The organism is Amycolatopsis keratiniphila subsp. keratiniphila (assembly GCF_001620365.2).
GTDB lineage: Bacteria > Actinomycetota > Actinomycetes > Mycobacteriales > Pseudonocardiaceae > Amycolatopsis > Amycolatopsis keratiniphila.
In genome coordinates this window covers 98,784-119,009 of sequence record NZ_LQMT02000020.1, presented here as the reverse complement: position 1 = coordinate 119,009, position 20,226 = coordinate 98,784, and the positions used below count along the sequence as shown (strand labels likewise).

Below are 20,226 nucleotides of genomic sequence, written 5' to 3'. Positions count from 1 at the left end.
CCGGCGCTCTGCTGGTGACGGCGGGTTGTGCCTTGCTGGTCAGCCCGATCTCGTGGACGCACCACTGGGTATGGGTGGTGCCCGCCCTCGGCTACCTGTGCGCCAGGCGGCCCGCGATGGGTATGGCCGCCGTCGTGTTCACGGGCTGGACCGTCGCCGTGGTTCCCGGTGGCGGCGGCGCCGAACGCACGTGGAACCTCGGACAAGCCGTCGTCGGCAATGCCTATCCGATCGCGGCGCTCGCTTTGCTGTTCGTGCTCGGCCGCCGCTCATCCGGTGAATCCGCCGAGGGACAGGACGATCTGGGCCAGCAGGGCCGAGGTGAAGAAGGAGCCGGCGAAAACGAGCAGGGTGACGACGACCGCGCGCCAGCTCAGCGTCCGCAAGATCCTCAGCTGCCGGATGGTCACGCACAGTCCGACGCAGCTGAGCACGGCCGTGGCCAGCGTCAGCAGGTCGACAGCGGACAGGATGGGCAGCATGGTCGCGGACCAAGGAAGTCCCGGAACGGTCAGCACCGCGCCGGCGAGCGCCGCCCACAGCACGGTCGGCACGAACCGGCTGGTCCGGTCGCCGAGCATCCGCACCCCGAAGGCGAGGGCCAGCAGCAAGAGCATTCCCGGCGCCGCGTGCCATCCCGAGGTGACGAGAAGAAGTCCGGTCACGGCCAGGCCGATCACCAGCCGAGAGGGGGCGACGACCGCCTTCGGCTCGACCGTGTCCCCGGATACCAGCCGATTCCGCACCGCGGTGGGGGAACGGTACAGCCGCTCCAGCACCGGAAGGACGACGAAAGCGCCGAGCAGCACGGTGGTGACGTAGGTCAGCACGTCGCTGGCCGTCGCCAGCGCGAGGATGTCGTCCTGGGGCAGGTCACGGGAACCGTGCGCGAGTGAGCCCGCGCAGGAGATCGTCATGCCGCCGCTGCCGACGCCGCAGGCCATCGCCAGCGCCGTGGAACTGAACAGCGGAATCGTCGACCCGATGCCCGCGAGCACGGAGAAGAACAAGGACCCGAAGAGCGTGCCGCTGATGTAGGTGGCGAGCACGCCGGAACCTTCCGGTCCGGAGATGCCGTACCGCTCGGTCACCAGGGCGATGCTGGGTTCGCGGCCGATCGAGAAGGTGGCGCCGATACTCGCGCGTCCGAAGCCGAGCAGCAGGGCCGCCGGGAAGGCCAGCAGCACGGTCCCCGCCTTTCCGAGGCTCTGCACGAGGATCGCCGGCCCGGCGTCGACGATCGTGGGAAGCGCCGTCCCCAGCACGACCCCGGCCCGCACCACGAAGACCACCGTCAGCAGTTGCAGGAGTCGCCCGGCGCAGGACCAGATCGGCGCGGCCGCGTCCGGACGCCGCCAGGACAACGACAGATTGAGGGCCACCGTGATCACGAAGGCGAAGAAAAGCGGAAGCAGGACGAGCGCGAAAGAGCCGATCCGTAATTCCAGCGCGCCCGCGTACTCGGTTCCCACCGTGACCAGCGCGCACAACGCGGTGACCCCGATGACGACCGCCGTCCCGGTCTTGGCGCTCGACCACTCGGACATGACCACCCCCCGGAACCCACCATGCCCGATTCCCGGCGGGCGTGGTCGGAGCAAGCGTCGTCAGCCGTCCGCGGCGGCCAGGACGCCGCGCCCGGCGGCGGTGCGCGGCACGATCGTCGCGGTGATGAACTCCGGCCCGGACGGGATGTGGCCGATGTTCCCGCTACTCGTGGCGAGGATCGCCGCGGATCGCCGAAGTGGTGCGGAGGTGACCATGGCTCAGCCCAGCAACGCGGCACCCATCGGCGTGAGATTGTGCAGCACGACGGCTCCGTGGCGACGGCTGGCGATGAGCCCGGCGTCGCGGAGCACCGTGGTGTGCCGCGAAACCGCGGCCGCCGAGATGCCGAGCCGGTCGGCGAGTTCGCCGCTGGTGGGGCGGCCCGCGACCGCGTACAGGACGGCGGCGCGGGTCCGGCCGAGCAGGGTGGCCAGGTGTTTCGGCAGGGGAGCGGGCTCGTGCTCGTGGGACACCGGGAAGACGAGGACCGGTGGAAGGTCGTCGTCGGCCAGGGCGACGGGGGTGTCCCAGCAGAAGTAGGACGGTACGAGCCGGATACCGCGACCGTCGAGGTGGAGGTCGCGGTCGACGGGGTAGCGCACGGTCAGGACCGGCGCCTCCCAGCGGAAGGCGGGCCGGAGCGACTCGAGCAGGCCGAGGGTGCCACTTTCGCCGGCGAGGCGTGACCGCAAGGCACGGTCGATGTCGACCTGGGTCCGCACGGTCGCCCATTGTGGAGCGACGAGGGTGTCGTGGGCGAGCTGGAGCGCTTCGGCGACCTGATCGAGCGCCGCGCTCGCACCCGCCGCCAGCCCGTGTGTCCAACCGGGCAGACAGTGTTGCTTCGCCATAAGCCCGACTTCGCGCTCGAGCCGATCCGCCGGCGTCCCACGAAGCGCCGCCAGCCCCGCCTTCAGCCCGCACGCGGACTCGGCGGGGGTGAGGAAGTCCGGGAAGTACCGGGCAGGCGGCGCGATCGTCTGCAGGAACCGCACCGCGGTCCGGGCATCACGCTCCCGCAGGCCTTCCCGCACCCGCCGCCGCCAGCGCGCGAAGGCGGGAACGCCGTCGAGCGTGAGCTTCTGCATGGCCAGAACCGTTTCCCACAGCGGATCCGGTGCGGCCGCGACGCGGACACGGGCCAGGTCACGGTCGGTGAAGTGAATACGAAGCATGACGCCTCCCCCATGGAGTCGTCATTCATTTATCACATCTGAGGGGACCATGAAGGGGATTCCGGGCAGAAACCTGCGGCGGCACTCGCGTTCACGTGCCTGAAGTACAACCGCTGGGTCGCAGACCGAACCGGCCGCACATGTGAACAAAGCGCACCCACGGCATCCGAGATGAACCGTTGCTGGGCTTCGTTCCGGAACCATCGATTCGGGGCATCACCGCTCATCGGTCGTTTTGGCCGATCGGCTCAAGCGCTTGGACCTGCTTCACGAGATCGACCAGCTCCGCTACGAAGTCGTGGACTTCGTCGTCGCCCGGGTACCATTCGGCGACCGCGGGCAGGAGCGATTCCCGGATAACGGCCATGATCTCTTCAGCTTGCTTGCTTGCTTGCTTGCTTGTGTATGCGCTCAGAGAAAAGTAGCCGTACTCACCTTCGGTGAAGTGGCGCAGCTCTTCGGAAAGCTTGTCGTCCGCAACCTCGCCGGCGATGAAATCGACTACGCGGAGCAGTAGTCGCCGTGAGGGCATCCATGACAGCATCCGCGGCGGCTGAACGCGCCCCCGAGGGGCCACGATGAAATCTCCGGACAACTCATTTCACCTTAGGAACTGCGCATTGATCAGGTTCGTCGGCGAAGGTCGCTTCGGCGTCGCCCGTCGGCCTCCCCTGTTCGGTCCGTGATCAACTCCCGGTATCGAGGGTCGTCTCGGGCTGTGACGGCGTTGTCGTGAGTTCCGCCCGCCGGGCCCATGATCCACAATCTTTTCGTCTGGTCGGAGGCTGTCCGTAGTGTCGTGGTGTGTCGCCTGGTGTCGGACTGTTTCGGCCCTCTCGGGCGCGTCTCGGGCTCGTGTGTGCCGAATCGTGTCACGTCGTCCAGCCTCAATCGCGATCGCCCGGACCGCGAGCTGTCGGCATCGGGACGTCCAGACACGAGACGCCGAACTGCCGTGAGATGCTGAGAGAGCGGACGCCGTGCGCGAAGCGGTGCGGAACCTGTCCCTGAAGTCGCGTTTACCCGGCCTCTGGCCAGCATCCGGTCACTGTGGCGGTCAGCTGCCCTGAGTGGTCACTGCGATATGGCTGTGCATGCTCCATAACCGAGACCGGATCTGCTCCCGTGGATAAGGTGAATGCGCATGCGGGAGGGGTGGGATGGAGGCAGTTCGGCGTGGTGACAGGTGGACCGAGGAGGAAGAAGATCACCTTCTGTGCAAGCTGTTCGATCAGGAAGAACCCGAGGCGATCGCGGCTGCACATCAGCGCTCGGTGGTTGCGATCCTGTTGCGGGTCGAGCAGTTGGTCGACGGCCCGGCTGATCTTGAGGACAATCTAGCTGTTTTCGAATGGGCCAGAAGTGAACTTCTCAAAGGACAGGCAGGCAGCCTGGCCTCCATGCTCGACAGGGTCACTTCGGCAGCCGCTGAGTGGACACCACCTCCGCCACGTTCCACGTCCGGGAGCCCTGCGCGACGATCGCAATCGCGGCCACGGCAAGCACCTTCGGTGGGACAGTCGGAAGTAGCCTTACTGTGGTCTTCGATCACCGGATTGCCTTCGGAACGCCTGACCAGCGGCCCGGAGCTATCGGTGCTGGCCCGGCATGATGCGACCGTGCTCGAGGCAGTGGGCATCCGATTGTTCCAGCGGTACGGGACGCTGGAGCTGTCTGACTGGGTGCTCGATTGTGACTGGCCTGACGTCGAGCGGCTGACTCTCACTCCGGAGCAGATCATCGACGGGTCGGACGAGGTGTCGTGGATCGGTGTCGAGTTGCTCCGAGCAGCGCTCGTGAAAGTACCTGTCGGTGACAGGGACATCCTCCTGAGGCGCATGGGCCTTGACGGCGAGTCTGTGACTCTGTCCTCAATCGGTGAGTACTTCGAGGTCAGCCGTGAACGGATCCGGCAGCGGGAGGTCCGCGGGCTACGAAGAGCTGCCGTCACGTCTTCGCCGGGCGCGGTCTTCCGATCGTGGGATCACGTTCACGGGGTTCTTCGGAAGGCGTTGTGCGCCGAAGATGGCCAGCTCGACACGCGGCTTCTGCTCTCGTTCGTCGAAGCAGTCGTCCCCGCTGCGCCGAGGCGCCCGGTTCTACAGCTGGTCGCGGGGCTTTGCGGATTTCTGGAGGACGAGGTGGCCGGCCTCGAACTGCGGATTCGGAGCCTCGAAGCCGAACGTGCGCGAGAACGCGCTGAGCGGCAGCGTGCCGAACGCGCACTCGGCAAGCTGAATGACAAGCTCGCGAAGGTGATAGATGGCGCGTCGTGGCCCGCAGGAACTGGCATAGTCGCTGTGGCGTTTCCGGTCGACGGGCCACAACGCACGCCCCGTGAGCCAGATGACCGCAGCAACTCCGGATACCTGGACTCAGCGCGGCTAGGCAGGCGGGTCGGCTATGACTCGGATGCTGAGCGGGCCATGATCACCTTGGTGGAGGAAGCTGGCCTCGTCACGACCTACTGTGAGCAGCCGCTCGTCATTCCCTACGAGATGGACGGGCGCACCCACAGCTACTACCCCGATCTCATGGTGGAACTGGCCGACGGCCGTCGGCTGGTGATCGAGGTCAAAGCCAGCAACATCGAACTCGCGGAGTATCGGAACATTCGCAAGATTGTGGCCGCGACCGAGTTCTGCCATCGACGGGGCTGGGGTTTCACGGCCGTCGATAGCCGCTGTCACACTGCTGCAGACCTGGTTGAGCGCGACGTCGACCTCGCACAGGAAGCAGTGGTACGTGCACGGCTCCAGGACGGTCCGGTCGACTGGCCGGAGCTACGCAGTGTGCTGTTACGGCATCAGATCAGCCGCGCTGATCTTGCCACGATGATCGTGCGCAACGGATGGTGCCTGTACACCCGCCCTTACATCCTGTCGTTGATGCCTCTCGGGGACGATCGGCGGTGACGCCCCAGAAGCATCTCGGGTACACCCGACGACGGTTCGGTCGATGACGACCGTGCCTGATGCCCTCCTTGAAGGCAAGTATGGCGTTTGAGATGGAAATTGACGGCGATGTCTGCTCAGTCTCGACTGCAGGCCGGGATCGGCTTGACCAGCTCACAGTCGCGGATGGCGTAGGCGCGGGGTACGCGGTGCACGATCCCCGCGTCGTCAAAGAAGCGACACAGTGTTCCCATCCACTTCGAATGCCGCGGTCGGCCCGGCTCGCGTTGACAGTGCAGCTTCAGGCTGGGCAGGCTTTGAGGGCAGCGAAGACGAGCAATCAGGAGAGTGCGGGTTCAGATGAGTCGAGAGCGGATCGCCAGGAGGTTGCTGAAGTCGTCGGCCGAGCGATCCTACGACCCTGAAGTCGATATCGACTGGTGTGCGCGGGCCAACGAGGACAAGCTGTACTTCCCGACGCATAGGCTGCCCTTGTACGGCACTCCCTTGTGGGAGTCGCTGTCTCCCGAGCAGCGGATCGAGCTGGCGCGGCAGGAAACGATCACGTTGTTGTCCGTGATCATCCACGCCGAGCTCAGCCTCATGCGGTCACTGCTCCGCGCTGTGCAGGAAGGTGCTCCGGGGGCCGACTCGGGCCTTTACGCGCTGACAGAAGTCGCTGACGAATGCCGGCACTCGACTATGTTCGCCAAAGCCATAACCTGGCTCGGCGGTTCGGTGGTACCCCAGTCGAGGCTTGTCACCAAGCTGGTCAACGTCGTATCGGCGGTGATCCCGCAGGGACCGTTCTTCTGGGCCAGCGCGTTGTTCTTCGAGGAACCGGTGGATCGTTTGCAGCGTGAGGCGATGGGCGATGAGCGCATCGAGCCATTACTTCGGATGGTCTACCGAATCCACGTGCTGGAGGAGAGCCGACACGTGACGTACGCCCGTGAGGCCGCACGGCGCACGATGGAGGAAACCGGGCCGCTCTCACGCAGGCTGAACCGACTCGGGGTGGCGTTGCTGGCGTGGTCGCTGGGGCGCACGTTGCTCCGACCGGCGACCTACCGGAGAGCCGGACTCGGCTCAAGGGCCGCATACCGCGCGGCCCTGACCAATCCGCGCTACCACGAGACCTTGCGCTGGATGTCCGAGCGGCTGGTCGCATTCTGCGGCGACGCCGGCTTCCTCCGGGGCAGGTTGACCTTGGCCCTCTGGCGGAGATCCCACCTCCTCTGACAGAGATTTCGCAACCCTGGCGCATGGTCAACTGTCCGACACTTGGGCGTGTACGAATCCGCCGAAGAACCAGATCGGTCCTTGCACCGACCCATCAGTGCGTTTCAGGTACCGATGTTGCGCCTCGGTACCTTCCAGGTCTTCAACCAGGTCGAGCCGGTACGCGGCGAGCAGTTCATTCGCACGGCCCCTCCGGATACCCCACCGCCAGGGCTCACCGCGCGCGGCGACATCCTGCAGGACCGTCTGAGCCTCGGGGAGCACAGTCGTGCCGTCGAGGACCTCCTGCCAGCAGTAGTCGAAGACAAGTGAGCTGCCGGGCACCTGTTGTGCGAACCAGCGCAATGTCGTATCGACGCCTTCCCGCCGCAAGTACGGCGTAACGCCCGACCACAGCACGACCGTCTTCGCTGAGGGATCGAAGCCACCTTTGCGCAGTACCTCTGCCAGATCGTCCTTTTCGAGGTCCGCGGCCAGATACCGAACACAGGACCTGGGCAGCGCACGGGCACGTTCCTGCTTGCGCGCGGACATGCGCGGCTGGTCCACTTCGAAGACCGACGTGGTACCGGTCTCCTGCTGCATGCGGTGGGCCCGGGTGTCGAAGCCGGCGCCGAGAAGGACGACCTGGGTAGCGCCGGCCGCTGTCGAGGCGGACAAAACCCCGTCCATGTACTTCGTCCGAATCACTTCGTACCACAGCCCGGCAGCCCACTTTCTCCGGATCGACCTGCTGACCACGTGACGCAGCCCAGGAATCTTGATCGACGCGAGGAGAGGTGGCCACCAAGGCAGGATTCGCGAGGCGTACAAGTCGGGGTTTCGCAACTCGCGCTCCGGCTGCAGGGCGCCCGCGGCCCGGAAGAGCGCGACCGACTCCGCGGTGGAAAACTTGGACATGTCAGCTCATCTCGCCTGATCGAGGGACAGCGTTCAGGCGAACCCGTACCCGATCGGCCTCCGGGACGCCCAGGCGGTCGTAGAGTTCCAACGCTTGTTGCCAGTGGACGACCGCCGTACGTATCTCACCGTACGCCGAGCAGGTATGCGCGGCCCCGTCGTGGGCGCGCGCCTCTTCATACCGGTTCCCGGTCTCCTTAGCGAGGTGAAGCGCTTCCTCGAATCTTCGCCTGGATTCTTCGAGTTCGCCGAGGTGTCGGTGGATCTCGCCGAGAGTTCGAAGGGTGCGGTTTTCGATGTTCCGGTTTCCGCTTCGCCGCGCCAGCTCCAGTGACCTCAGACATTGTGTCAAGGCTTTGCCGTGCTGGTTCATGCCGGAATGGATCTCGCCGAGAGCGCGGAGCGCGTAACCTTCGATCGTGCTGTTGCCGGCTCTGCGAGCAACGGACACGGCCTCTTCGTAGCTGGCCATTGCTTCCCGTTCCTTGCCCAGATTGTGGTAGATCTCGCCGAGACCTCGCAACGCATAGCCCGTGAGAACCTGGTCCTCGGTTTCGCGGCCGGCGGCGAGGGTGCGCCGTAGGGCTTCTTCGGCCTCCTCATCCGAGCCCAATCTCGTATGGATCAGGCCCAGCGCGTGCAGTGCGCGGCCTTCGAGACTGCGATCGCCGTTCTCCGCGGCGATGCGGGTGGCGGCCTGGCAGTCGGCGAGTGCCCGCGAGTAGTGACCGAGCCACCAGTTGATGTATCCGCGGCTGGCCAGCGCGTCCGCCTCAAGGAGGACGTCACCGATGGCCGATGCCGCGGTGAGGGCGTTCGTATGCACGACCAACGCGTCGTCGTGGTTACCGCAAATGTGGAAATACCGCCACAAAGTGGAGGAGAGCATCGAAGCATAGGCTGGCCAGCCGTATGAGACTGTGTGCCGCGACATCGCGACCAGGTTCGAACGCTCCGTGTCGAGCCAGCCGAGAGCCCGGTCATAGCTCGGCATGTCGATCGTCGCTGACCCTCGCCGGCTGATGTTCGGCCGGTGCGCCCGCTCGGTCGGCGCGACCAGGTCCATTGCCTCCGACGCCGTGGAAAGGTAGTGGTCGAACAACTGAGTGAGGGCGGCCCTGCGGCGCGGCTCTTCGTCGGAGGCTGTCACCAAACTCGCCGCGTGTGTCCGGATCAGGTCGTGAAAGCGGTACCGGCCGGGCATCGGCTGTTGCAGGAGGTGCGCGTCGACAAGGTTCTCGAGCTTCTTCTCCGCGTTCTTCGGGGCGTACCCGAGTAATGCGCCCACCGCATGCGGATCGAAGTCCGTGCCGGGAACCAATCCAAGGAAGCGAAATGCCCGCTTCTCGTCTTCGGCCAGTTGTTCGTAAGACAGGGAGAAGGCGGCGGCGACGCTGAGGTCGTCGGTCTCGAGCTCCTTGAGCCGCTGGTGATCGTCGCGTAGCCGCGATGCCAAATAAGACACCGTCCATGACGACCTGTGACGTAGCCGTGCCCCCGCGATCTGAATCGCCAAGGGTAGACGGTCACAAAGCCGCAGTACTTCTTCCGTGGCTTCGGGTTCACGGAAGGGGCGGTCGTCACCGACGACCTTCGCGAACAGGTCTTGTGCGTCGGCGAGGGGCATGAGGTCGAGCGAAATGAGGTTCGCGTCCAGCTGGGTGAGCCGTTGTCTGCTCGTGACCAGCGCGAGACTGCGGGGCGATCCGGGTAGCAACGGCCTGACCTGGGTGGTGTCGGCGGCATTGTCCAGTACCACCAGGACGCGCCGCCGAGCCAGCTCTGCACGCCAGAGCGCGGATCGGTCTTCGAGGTCGGGTGGGATCACGTCGGAACCGAGTCCGAGCGTCTGCAACAACTTTTCCAGCGCGGCGGACGGCGCCATCGGAGTGCGGCCGGGCGTGTGTGCATGTAGGTCGACGAACAGTTGAGCGTCCGGGAACCTGGTGGCCAGGCGGTGTGCCGCGTGCACGGCCAGGGTGGTCTTGCCGACGCCTGCCATGCCGTCGATCGCGGAGATCACCATGGTGTTGGAGCCGCTCGGGGCAGGCGATGCCGACAGAAGCCGGTCAAGTGCTCTCTGCCGGCCGGTGAAGTAGCTGATATCGCGCGGAAGGTCGTTGCGAGGTGTCCAGCGACCCGAGGTCGCCGGAGAAGAACCGCCGGTGACGTGCTTGAACAAACGTTGCAGCTCGGCCCCGGGCTCTAGGCTGAGTTCGTCGCGCAAGGCGCTTTCGATGCGGCGATAGGTGAGGACGGCTTGCGCGCGTGAACCGGACCGCTGCCATGCCAGCATCAGCTGTGCAGCGAGCTGCTCTCTGAGCGGATATTCCTCCGTCCACCTCGTCAGTTCATCCGTGAGCTGACGGTGCCGGTCGAGCCCTAACTCGAGTTCCACACACTCTTCGTAGGCGGTCAGCCTCTTCTCCTGCAAGCCGGTGATCTGCGGGACAAGGGCAGGGCAATCGAGCCCGGCCAACACAGTGCCTCGCCACAGGCTCAGCGCGGCACGAAATTCGTGGACCGCACTCTCCGTGCTCACGGTTTTTCGTAGCTTCCGAGCGTTTTCAACCAGATTTGTAAAGGTGGTCGCATCGAGTTGTATGCCGGCCGCCAACGCGTACCCGCCCGTGACGGATTCGATGACAGGATCGCGTCCGGCAAGCGAGTTCCGAAGGTGGGAAACCGCGTTACGGACCTGCTTCTCGGCGCTGGCAGGCGGGTTGGCCTCCCATACCGTGTCTATGAGGTCCGAGAGCGGAACGACGCGCCCCTCCGCCAAGAGGAGCGCGGCGAGAACCTTCTGCTGTTTAGGGCCGCCGAGCGTCAGCCGCCGATCGCCGTCGCTTACTTCCAGCGGTCCCAGCACGCCGAATCTCACTGTATCCCCTCGGGCGATGAACCTGATCATGACGACGATAGCAAGGTTCGGGAAGCTACGAGGATAAAACGAGGACGGCGTGGGGAAATATCCTCTATCTCGACGGACCTGTCGTTGAAAGTGCGACTCTGGCCGCATAGGGGAGGAAAAGGACTCATGCGTGTACTGAGTGAATTCCGTGTCTGCGTGAGGCGGAAGCAGGTGGACGAGGGTGCGCCGCCGGCTGAGTTATCCCGAGGTGCTGGTTAAAATTGAAGTAAGGAATCTCAGATGTTCTTTACGGGGATTTTAATCGACCGCATCGCTCAATTGGCACTGGGTGGTCACCTGGCTCCACAGGGGGGAAGAGAGGCATGATCAAGGTAGACGTAGGTTCGATACCCTTGCCCGAGTTACTGTCCGCCAAGCGAATGCTGCGGATCGGCGACTTGCGTCCCGCCGACTCGCCGCGAATGAACGGTGAGGATGTCGACCACGCCCGAACGCTCGCTGAGCTCGATGTCACGTTGCCCGCCATCATCGTGCATGAACCGACCATGCGGGTCATCGACGGCATGCATCGCTTGGCGGCGGCGCGAGCACGAGGTGAGGAGTTCATCGCCGCGCGTTTGTTCCATGGCAGCATCGAGGATGCCTTCGTGCTCGCCGTGCGCTGCAACGGTTCCCATGGCCTTCCGCTGAGTCTTTCCGACCGGGTGGCTGCGGCCGAGCGCATCATCGTGTCGTACCCGCAGTGGTCGGACCGCCGGATCGCCAGGACAGCTGGTCTCTCGCCCACCACTGTCGGTGCGCTCCGTCGGCGTTCAAACGTTCATTCCGGACAGTTGAACAGCCGGATCGGCGCGGACGGTAAGGCGAGACCTCCTGGAGTGGCGCTCGCGCGCCAGCGCGCATCGGAGCTGATCCTCCTGCGGCCGGACGCCTCATTGCGGGAGATCGCTCGCGAAGTGGGTATTGCGCCCAACACTGTGCGGGACGTCCGGAAAAGGATGGCGCACGGGGACTCGGTGCTGCCGTCCCGACGACAAGCCGTAGTGAAACCTGGCGATCGAGCGGCGCCTGGGATGGCAGGCGATCTTGATCGGGCAGGCGGCCTCGATCAGTTGATGAAGGACCCTGCACTGCGTTTCACCGAGAGTGGCCGGTTGCTGCTGCGAATTCTGCAGAGTTGTGCCATTGAGGCGGGTCGATGGGTGAAATTGGCCGAATGCGTGCCGTCGCACCAACGTCACAGAGTGGTGTTTCTCATCCGTGACTACGCCGATCGGCTGGCCGAATTGGCCGATGGGCTCGACCGAGAGGGTCCACGCGTGGCCCGGTAGATGCGAAAAAGCGGACAAAGTGCAGGTATCCCGATTGCGTTCGGGATACCTGTCTCTTGCTGCGTGGGAAGCGAAAGGCCGTCCATGTGTATGAATCGAGCTCAAGTGAGGTGTGCAACCTTGATCCGTTGACGCACCTTTGGATCGTCGCAAAAATGACTTCAGTCAATGCCGATCCGGCGCTGACTGTTCTGTCCAACAAAGTGAAGGTTGGTAGATCATGCAGGGAACGACGGTGACCGAAACGGTCAGCCTGGTCGAGGAAATCACAAAGGACGACTTCGAGAACCTCTTCGAGGGTTCCGTGGTTGCGATGAGTGCAAGCGAGCCGGACTGATCCCGGTTCACTCGTCTGCTACATCCATCAGGTGATCGGGCGATCGTGAACAACGCCGGATGCTGAGGGGTGTGAAACGGGGGTGGGGCTCGGTCCCCGGGCTCCACCCCCACATCTCCGCACTGGAGGGAAAGTCGTGGTCGGCGAGACGTCAACTCTGTTCCTGGGCGCGCCGGCGCTCATCGTTGTGGGGCTACTGACGCATTTGGCGGGCAGGCTTTGCGAACATGGACTGGCCGAACTATGCCGCAGCTACGCGCCGGTGTTCCCGCTCATGCTTCCGCGGTGGGCCAACTCGTTGTGCCAGACCATCATGCTTCCAGCCGCGCTGGTCGTCGAGGGAACGGTGCCGGGGCTCACCGGGCAGCTGATCGGGATCGGGTTGGTGGTGCTGTGGGTAGGTTCGATTCAGCGGCGGTTGGCCAATCATGTCTGGCTCGCGATGCTCGCGCTGGTCGGCTTCGCATGCACGCCGTCGGAGCTGGACTGGGTCGTGGCCCGTGACTTGCTCGCGGGTGTGTACTTGTCGGCGGCGTTTTTCAAGGTGAACAAGGACTACCTCACCGGTGAGCAGAGTCCGGGCCGTGTGATCGCCGAACACTACGCGCGAGGGCTCGGTCTACCGGTGCCCGGCGCGCTCCTTCGCTGGGTACCAGCCGCCGTCGTCGTGGTCGAGCTCGTGGTCGGAGTATTGCTTTTGGTGCCAGGCGGCGGCGAATGGGGGCTTCTGCTTGCCCTGCTGATGCACTGGGTCTTCGGTCTCACCGGCAACTTTCCGTTTTCGATCATAGCGATGACCTTGTGGGTGACCATGTTTTCAGCGCAAGCGGATCACGTGGTGCTTCCTGCTCAGACCGGTCTCCTCTGGCTCATGGGTGCTCTCTCATGCGGATTCGCCGTCTTGTTCCGCTGGAAGAGCGGGAAAATACGTAAGTCGCGCTTCTTTTTCAGGGATGTCGTGGAGAGTGCTCTTTTCGGAGTCCTGGCCGCAATCGTACTTTCCCTGTCCGCCGAGGAGCCGGCGGCGCTGGTGGCTGGAGCCGCGCCAGTGCACTGGGCGATCGCCGCTGTGTTCGTGATCAACGCACTTCTTCTCGTCGCAGGCGTGAAGCTGGAATGGAGTTTCGCCATGTTCACCGGCTTGCGCCCGTTCGGCCGTTCTTGGTTACAGCGTGGCGGGCTTCGTGATTGGCCGCGTTACTATTCACTGACTCTTCCTGCTCGGATCCCGGAGCCGCTGCTCAAGATGATCGGTCCTGAGTTTCTCTATCGGGCTACCCGCGCCGATGCTGTGGTGCACGAATCAGTCGTACGTCATCTGGAAACGGCCGCGGCACGGTGGAGGACGACGTTCGTCCCGCGAGCCGTGGTGAACAACCGGGATACCGGCGATATGGAGCCGATCGAGGACCGGTCACAGCCGCGGCGGATACCACTTTTCTTCCCGGCGGTCATTCCAAAGAACATCGACAAGCTCTATCTCGGCTAGCACATGGAGGTTGCGGTGAAAACAGGGCGATCAAGATTCGTCCACTCCGCAGGTTACGTACTCGAATACGATCTGGCGGTACCGGAGGAGCCGGTCAGCTCCTATCTGCACGTTCTGTTCCACGGCGCCAGCCGTATCGAGGCGCATACACCGCCGGTGTTCGCCCGCAGGCAGTGGACGCGGTCCGCACAGGAGGCGTGCCTGTTCGTCTGCGACCCCATCCACATGCACACTAAGGGATCCAACTGCGGCTGGTTCCTGCTGGGGGAGAACGAGTTCCTGCCGAAGCTGCTCGAGTTGCGCGAGTCCGTCATGGCTGAGTACGGCTTCACCGGTTGTGTCTGGCACGGGCTCTCGTCGGGCGGCTACGCGGCACTGAAGTACTGGATGCGTTCTGGTGCAGACGATCTCGCGTTCGTCATCGCTCCGCATGACGACCCGAAGCAGCTGTGGCAGTGGGAGCGCTACGCTGTGCCGTTCTTGGATCTGCCCGCATGGGGCGAGCCGGTTCCGACCACAAGGCAAATGGATGACTGGCTCACGCCGGGCGTCGCCCGCTATCTGCACGCGGTGGTCTCGGAGAAGGAAGCCTATTACGCGCTCGAGCACCTGCGCCCGATTCTGGAGCGGGCGGGGTACAGCGACGGAGTGCGGGCGGTCAAGCTGCGTAATGGCCGTGATCATGGGTTCATCGCGGACGCCGATTACGAGACGCAGCTGGCGTCGGCGATCCGTGACTGGGAGGCGTATCGCGCCAAGGCCGCGATCGCGCCCCGGCCGTCGCAACCCGATCGGACGGGTGGTCGCGCGTGACCGGCCAACGGGCGAGGTTCCGGCGGGCTGTCCCGGACGACGCCGACACGCTTTGGAGCCTCTACCTGTGCGGCGATCGTGACGAACTCGCGTGGCGGCTGGCGGGAGCGGACATGGAGCGCAGCACCGTCTACCACGTGGTCGAACTGGACAGGGAGGTCGCCGCTGTCTTCGCACTCACCGAGCTGGGAAGGCTCCGCCCCGGCAGCCCGCGACGGGTGTTGCTCCACGAGATCAAGCTGAAGCCGAGTTTCCGCGGAAGGAACGTGCCCGAGGACGTGTTCACCTGGTTGGCCCAGACCATCGGCGCGGGCGGCGAAACGGATCTGATTGTGCTAGCGCCTCCGGTGGAGAACCCGCCGCTGATGGCCGATCGAGGCATGGTCAAGGCCTACCACGCGTTCAAATGGCCCGCCTCCGCCGAAGGAGTCCCGTCATGAGTGAAACGGCCCCGCACGAGACCGACTTGGTGACCGGTGTTCGGCACTGGGCCAGGGAAAACAACCTCCTCGATACGGCCGCCTGGCGGTCGGGGGCCGAGTGTGGACTCCTGTCCTCACCTCTCCCGGTGACTTCGGGCGGGACCGGCGCGGGTTTCGAGATGACATGTCTGGCATTGGAAGCGATCGCCGACGAGAGTGGTGTCGGAGGCCTGCCGTTCGCCTTTTCCGCGCACCTGTGGGCTTTTCAGTCCCCTTTGGCAGAGTTCGGCACCGAGAGCCAGCACGCGACCTATCTGATGGGTTCCCTGCGGGGAGAGGTCGTCGGTGCGTTCGCCGCAACGGAACCTGATGCCGGTTCTGACCTGCTTTCACTGCGGACGAAAGCAGAGCCGGACGGCAGTGAGCACTGGCGGCTGACCGGGAGGAAGACCTTCGTGACGAACGGTCCGACCGCGGACGTCTTCCTCGTGCTCGCCCGCACCGGCGAAGGAAGCGCGCTCGGCGCGCTCACCGCCTTCCTGGTGCCGCGGGCGACCGCCGGGCTCGTGATCGGTGAGGAAATTCCCAAGGCCGCGCTGGCGGGCGCCCGGTTCAACGGCCTGCGCCTGGACGACTGCGTGGTCTCCGACCGCGCTCGGCTGGGCGAAGTAGGCAGCGGGTTCGCGGTGCTCATGCACGCCATGCGGTACGAACGGGCGTTCATTCTCGCACCGGTGCTGGGACTGATGGCCAGAGCTCAGCGTAGAGCGGTCGAGTACGTCAACTCTCGTGTCCAATTCGGACAGGCTATCGGCGCCTATGACGCTATCCGCGAACGGTTGGTACGAATGTATCTGAATCTGACCTGTGCCCGGGAAATCTTGCTCGGTTCTGCTCGGCTCGCCGATGAAGGCCGTCTTGACCACGGGCGGGCATCGTTGACGAAACTTTCGGTGAGCAACGAGTTCACCTCGTTCAGTCGCGAACTTCCCGATCTGTACGGCGGCTATGCCCTGTTACCGGAGACGGGCGCGATCCAGCTCATGGCCGACGCGCTGGCGAGCCGCTACTACTCGGGAACTTCCGAAATGCAGATCAAAGTCATCGCCGAAGGGTTGGGACTGTGATGTCCGGAGTTGTCTCACTCGCCACGGTGCGAGCTGTTATTCGCGACATTTCGCCCGGACAGGAGGTCGGTGACGACACGCCACTGATCGCGGAACGGATCATCGACTCGCTGACCCTGCTCAAAGTCGTCGCCCGGCTTGAGCGGGACTTCGGGATCCACGTCGGGGACCGAGACATCGACCCCCGGAATTTCGAGAGCGTTCGTGCGATCGCGGCGTTCATCGAGTCGAAGGATCGCTGAGGCCAGGAGCGCGGAGGACGTGGATAATGTCAGACAACAGAACTCTCGGTGACGAGCTTCGCGCGACGGCTGTCCAACTGCCGGGAGCGACTGCGATAACCGATGGAACGGTCGCCTGGACCTACGCGGAGCTGGACAGCGCCGCGGCTGGGATCGCCAAGGCACTGGCGGAGTGCGGGGTGCGCCCCGGCGACTGTGTCGTGTGGCACGGCAGGAAGACCATCTCGGCTGTGGCCGCCGTGCACGGAATCCTCCGCGCCGACGCCGCCTTCGTGCCCGTGGACCCGGAAGGGCCGATCTCCAGAGCGGCGCTGATCGTCGAGCAGACCCAGCCGCGGGCATTGGTGGCCGACAGCGTGACGCGGCGCAAATGGGAGTCCCTGCTGCCGGACTTGAGGTGGCGCATACTTACCGATGAGGCTGAGCCTGCCGGTGAGCTGTGGGTCGCCGAGCCAGGTGCCGGATCGCGGGAACCTGTTCCAGGACTGGCCTACGTGCTGCACACCTCCGGTAGCACCGGCCGTCCGAAAGGGGTGATGCACACGCAGGCGAGTGCCAGGGCATTCCTTGACTGGGCGGTAGCGGAACTGAAGCTCGGCCCCGAAGACGTGCTCCTCAGCTCCTCGCCGCTGCACTTCGACCCGTCGACGCTGCATCTGTTCGGCGCGGCACGAGTGGGCGCAGCTGTCGCACTGCCTCCCCCCGCCGCGGTGTCGTTCCCTCTGAAGTATCTGGAGTTCTGTCGGGACACTGGCACCACCATTATCTATGCCGTGACCTCGACCATGGCGTGGCTCGCCAGGCGAGGCCGGGATCTGCTTCCCGAGCTGCGCTCGGTACGGGCCGTGGTGTTCGGCGGCGAGGTCATGCGGCCGGTGGACATGAATGTTCTGCTCGCGGGAGTTCCGCGCGCTCGTTTTCTCAACGTGTACGGGCCCACCGAGAGCAATGTGTGCACGACCTATGAAATCCCTACCGCGCAGGTCGCGGCGGACGCCGTGATCCCGATCGGTCGCGCGTTGCCGGGCACGGAGATCGCCGTCGTGGACGAGGAACTGAAGCCTGTTCCCACCGGCGTGTCCGGCGAGCTCCTCGTCCGCGGTCCCACGCTGATGACGGGGTACTTGGACGGGACAGCCGAGGCCTTCGTGGTCACCGCCGACGGCCGGGACTGGTATCCCACCGGAGACCTCGTCCTCCGGAATGACTCGGGTGAGCTGGAATTCCTTGGCCGCCGCGACGGTCAGATCAAGGTGAGTGGTTACCGGGTCGAACTCGGTGAGGTTGAACGCCATCTGAGCGCCTTGTGCGGAGTGCGCGAATGCGCGGCCGTCGCGGTGTCCGGCGAGGATGCGGCAACCGTGATCGTCGCCTTCGTCAATACCGCGCGGCCGTCGGACGCGAAGCCGTTGCATGAGTTGCTTCGCGAGTATGTGCCCGCCTACATGGTTCCTGAGCGGATCGTCACGATGTCCACTGAACTGCCGAAACTGACCAACGGCAAGGTGGACCGCCAGTCCCTCGCCGATCTCGCGCGGCTGCCGGCTCGTGACAGGGAAAAGGACCTTGATGAGCGCGAAGGTGCGTAACGATTCGAACCGGGATACAGAGGTACTCCGGCAACCTGCATTCCGACGTCTGTGGGGTGCGAACGGGCTGCGGTACTCGGCCGGCGAGGTCGCGGGGTTCGCGCTGCCGATCACCGCGGTCCTGCTTCTGCACGCTGGTCCCCTCGAGGTCAGCCTGATTTTCGCGTTCACCCGCGTCGGCTACCTCTTGTTCGGCCTCCCCGCGGGCGTCTGGATCGACCGCTGGAACAAGAAGACAGTGCTGATTTGTGCAGACGTCTGTTACGCACTGGCGTTCGGCAGCGTGCCGTTGGCTTACGTTCTGGGCGTGCTCACCGTCGGGCAGCTGCTCGTCGTTGCGTTCTTGGAGAGCCTGGCGGGGGTGTTCTTCGACATCGCCCACACGAGTGTGCTCCCGGAGCTGATGCCGAAGCGGGACATCGCCGATGCGAACGCTCGCCTCCAGACCTCGGAGAACGCGATCCAAGCGGTCTCGCCCGGGATCGCCGGTTTCCTGACGCAGAGTGTGGCTGCGCCCTTGCTGTACCTCTTCGCCGCTGTGTGCCACGCCGCTTCGGCGCTGATGGTGCAGGGGATCCGCGTAGAGCGGAAGGTCCGTGAGGCGGTCCGGGAATCGAGGCAGAGCTTCCGCCGGGACATCACCGAGGGCCTGCGAATGTCGTGGCGGCAGCCCTTCTTGCGGTTGATGCTGGTCCAAACGTCCCTGTTCAATCTCGGTATCGGCATCCTGCTCGCGACGCTGCCGGTGTTCCTGCTGCGCGACGTCGGTATGTCGCCTTGGGTCTTCGGTCTGCAGGCCTCCTTGGGAGCGGTCTCCGGAGTGTTGTCGTCTTTGATGTGTCCCCACCTGCGGCGGCGCTACGGCGAGATCAGGATGACGCTGCTGTTCGCCGGGCTGGCCCCGTTCGTCTTGCTGGCGATGCCGTTCGCCGGTGTGTTCACGACTATCGCGGTGCCGCTCGCTTTCGCCGCGGCGATCGGGATCAACTTCGTAATCGTGGGTAGGTCGGTCGCCGGAGCCGGGTTGCGCGCGCGTGTGACGCCGTCGGCGTACCTCGGACGCGTGTCGGCGGCCTACATTGTCGTCACACGCGGGGCGACCACACTCGGTGGCCTTAGCGCAGGCCTGCTTGCCCATATGTGGTCCACCGGCACCGCACTGTGGATCGCGGTACTGGAGATGGCCCTTCCCACGGTGATCCTGTTGCGATCGCCGCTGCGCGACCAACGTGATCTTCCTGTGGAGTGGGAAGTACCGGACGAGGGAAAGAAGTCCGAGAGCTGAGGCGATCACTCGAGCCGAAGAAAGAGGAGCGAAGTATGAACAAACTGGAACAGGCTGCCGCCGACTACGAAGAGAACGGTTACGCCATCATCCGTGACGTGCTCCCAGTCGACCTCGTCGCCGAAGTCGACTCACACGTCAAATGGCTCATGGCAAAATACCCAGACCTTCGGCCCGAACATTTCCACCACCCGTTGATCCGGCACGACGCCTTTTGGGTGCGCCTGATTTCGGACCCCCGACTAGTGGATATCGCCGAGTACTTCCTCGGCTCGGATCTCGCTTCCTTCACCGCTCACTACATCTGCAAGCCACCGCTCGACGGTCAGCCGGTGTTGTGGCATCAGGACGGCGCGTACTGGAAGCTGGACCCGATGGAGGCGCTGACAGTCTGGGTCGCCATCGATCCGAGCACCACCGAGAACGGCTGCCTCCGGATGGTTCCTGGTAGCCATCGCCTGCCGCTCCACGAGCCCACGCTGCGGACGGACCAGCCCAACATGCTCTTCTCGATGGCCGATCAGGACATCGTCAACGAGTGGTCGGCCGAGCGGGGAATCGTCGATATCGAGCTGAGCCCTGGCGACGTCTCGATCCATCACCCCAATCTGCTGCACTGCTCTGGCCCCAACACGTCGAACGTCCGTCGTTGCGGCCTCGACCTCGGCTATATCTCCACCTCGACCCGGATCAGCAGCGACAACCTCTACCTCGATCCGATCCTGGTCCGCGGCCGTCCAGTCAAGGACGTGAACTTCTATCGTGCGTACCCCGAATACAACGAAGGCGAGACAATTCCCTTTAGCGGAAAGGAAACCTGGAACGAGCGCGTGGCTCTGTCCAATAAGGATGTCCCGCTGCGGCCGGTATCACTGGACGACGAGGCGCCGATCGACACCACGCTGAGAATGATTTCTCGGCTGAAGGAAGGCACGGTCCGGCGTTGACGCCTGCCCGGCA

At 64.5% G+C, this 20,226-nt stretch carries 17 protein-coding genes; 11 read left to right on the top strand and 6 right to left on the bottom strand.

The genetic code is table 11. The features are described from left to right. Positions 1-269: 269 nt before the first annotated feature. The 4 genes from AVR91_RS20740 to AVR91_RS20730 all read right to left on the bottom strand — a co-directional run bounded on the left by AVR91_RS20740 (position 270) and on the right by AVR91_RS20730 (position 3,318). A complete protein-coding gene (locus AVR91_RS20740; protein WP_063274420.1) occupies positions 270-1,547 on the bottom strand; it encodes a DUF3100 domain-containing protein in 1,278 nt (425 codons plus the stop codon). Positions 1,548-1,607: 60 nt separating this feature from the next. After that, positions 1,608-1,763, bottom strand: coding sequence for a hypothetical protein (locus AVR91_RS43185; protein ID WP_157376288.1), 156 nt, complete (start codon positions 1,761-1,763; stop codon positions 1,608-1,610). A 3-nt stretch (positions 1,764-1,766) separates the two neighbouring features. Further along, on the bottom strand, positions 1,767-2,723 hold the full coding sequence (locus AVR91_RS20735; protein ID WP_063274421.1) for an ArsR/SmtB family transcription factor: 957 nt from the start codon (positions 2,721-2,723) through the stop codon (positions 1,767-1,769). 223 nt (positions 2,724-2,946) lie between these two features. Continuing rightward, complete coding sequence (locus tag AVR91_RS20730) at positions 2,947-3,318, bottom strand: hypothetical protein (protein WP_143254043.1); 372 nt, start codon at positions 3,316-3,318, stop codon at positions 2,947-2,949. A gap of 565 nt (positions 3,319-3,883) precedes the next feature. Between AVR91_RS20730 and AVR91_RS20725 the strand changes: the two genes are divergently transcribed. Then, positions 3,884-5,638, top strand: coding sequence for a TnsA endonuclease N-terminal domain-containing protein (locus AVR91_RS20725; protein ID WP_083737670.1), 1,755 nt, complete (start codon positions 3,884-3,886; stop codon positions 5,636-5,638). 339 nt (positions 5,639-5,977) lie between these two features. Further along, the gene (locus AVR91_RS20720) at positions 5,978-6,859 is read left to right on the top strand and encodes an AurF N-oxygenase family protein (RefSeq protein ID WP_063274424.1); all 882 of its coding nucleotides are present in this window, start codon (positions 5,978-5,980) and stop codon (positions 6,857-6,859) included. 27 nt (positions 6,860-6,886) lie between these two features. Here AVR91_RS20720 and AVR91_RS20715 read toward each other — a convergent pair whose 3' ends face one another. Both AVR91_RS20715 and AVR91_RS20710 read right to left on the bottom strand, forming a co-directional pair. Continuing rightward, positions 6,887-7,759, bottom strand: a complete 873-nt coding sequence (locus AVR91_RS20715) for a class I SAM-dependent methyltransferase (protein ID WP_063274425.1) — start codon at positions 7,757-7,759, stop codon at positions 6,887-6,889. 1 nt (position 7,760) lies between these two features. Further along, positions 7,761-10,640 carry an AfsR/SARP family transcriptional regulator gene (locus AVR91_RS20710; protein ID WP_063823143.1) on the bottom strand — a complete coding sequence of 960 codons (2,880 nt, stop codon included), beginning with the start codon at positions 10,638-10,640 and terminating at the stop codon, positions 7,761-7,763. Positions 10,641-10,993: 353 nt separating this feature from the next. Between AVR91_RS20710 and AVR91_RS20705 the strand changes: the two genes are divergently transcribed. From AVR91_RS20705 to AVR91_RS20665, 9 genes are all read left to right on the top strand, one after another. After that, a complete protein-coding gene (locus AVR91_RS20705) occupies positions 10,994-11,962 on the top strand; it encodes a ParB/RepB/Spo0J family partition protein (protein ID WP_063274427.1) in 969 nt (322 codons plus the stop codon). Between the two features lie 473 nt (positions 11,963-12,435). Further along, positions 12,436-13,788 (top strand): hypothetical protein, encoded by a 1,353-nt coding sequence (locus tag AVR91_RS20700; RefSeq protein WP_063274428.1) that lies wholly within the window; start codon positions 12,436-12,438, stop codon positions 13,786-13,788. A gap of 15 nt (positions 13,789-13,803) precedes the next feature. Continuing rightward, positions 13,804-14,601 carry a hypothetical protein gene (locus AVR91_RS20695; RefSeq protein WP_143254042.1) on the top strand — a complete coding sequence of 266 codons (798 nt, stop codon included), beginning with the start codon at positions 13,804-13,806 and terminating at the stop codon, positions 14,599-14,601. Continuing rightward, positions 14,598-15,041, top strand: coding sequence for a hypothetical protein (locus AVR91_RS20690; protein WP_063274430.1), 444 nt, complete (start codon positions 14,598-14,600; stop codon positions 15,039-15,041). The genes AVR91_RS20695 and AVR91_RS20690 overlap by 4 nt, the downstream gene beginning before the upstream one ends. Beyond that, positions 15,038-16,150 carry an acyl-CoA dehydrogenase family protein gene (locus tag AVR91_RS20685; RefSeq protein ID WP_063274431.1) on the top strand — a complete coding sequence of 371 codons (1,113 nt, stop codon included), beginning with the start codon at positions 15,038-15,040 and terminating at the stop codon, positions 16,148-16,150. The genes AVR91_RS20690 and AVR91_RS20685 overlap by 4 nt, the downstream gene beginning before the upstream one ends. A 26-nt stretch (positions 16,151-16,176) precedes the next feature. Continuing rightward, entirely contained in the window at positions 16,177-16,392 is a 216-nt protein-coding gene (locus AVR91_RS20680; protein ID WP_158077411.1) for an acyl carrier protein, read from the top strand. A 26-nt stretch (positions 16,393-16,418) separates the two neighbouring features. Further along, positions 16,419-17,981 (top strand): amino acid adenylation domain-containing protein, encoded by a 1,563-nt coding sequence (locus AVR91_RS20675; protein WP_063274433.1) that lies wholly within the window; start codon positions 16,419-16,421, stop codon positions 17,979-17,981. Further along, positions 17,962-19,266 carry an MFS transporter gene (locus AVR91_RS20670; protein WP_063274434.1) on the top strand — a complete coding sequence of 435 codons (1,305 nt, stop codon included), beginning with the start codon at positions 17,962-17,964 and terminating at the stop codon, positions 19,264-19,266. The genes AVR91_RS20675 and AVR91_RS20670 overlap by 20 nt, the downstream gene beginning before the upstream one ends. 35 nt (positions 19,267-19,301) lie before the next feature. Continuing rightward, positions 19,302-20,213: a phytanoyl-CoA dioxygenase family protein gene (locus AVR91_RS20665; RefSeq protein WP_063274435.1), complete on the top strand. Its 912-nt coding sequence runs from the start codon at positions 19,302-19,304 to the stop codon at positions 20,211-20,213. Positions 20,214-20,226: the final 13 nt, after the last annotated feature.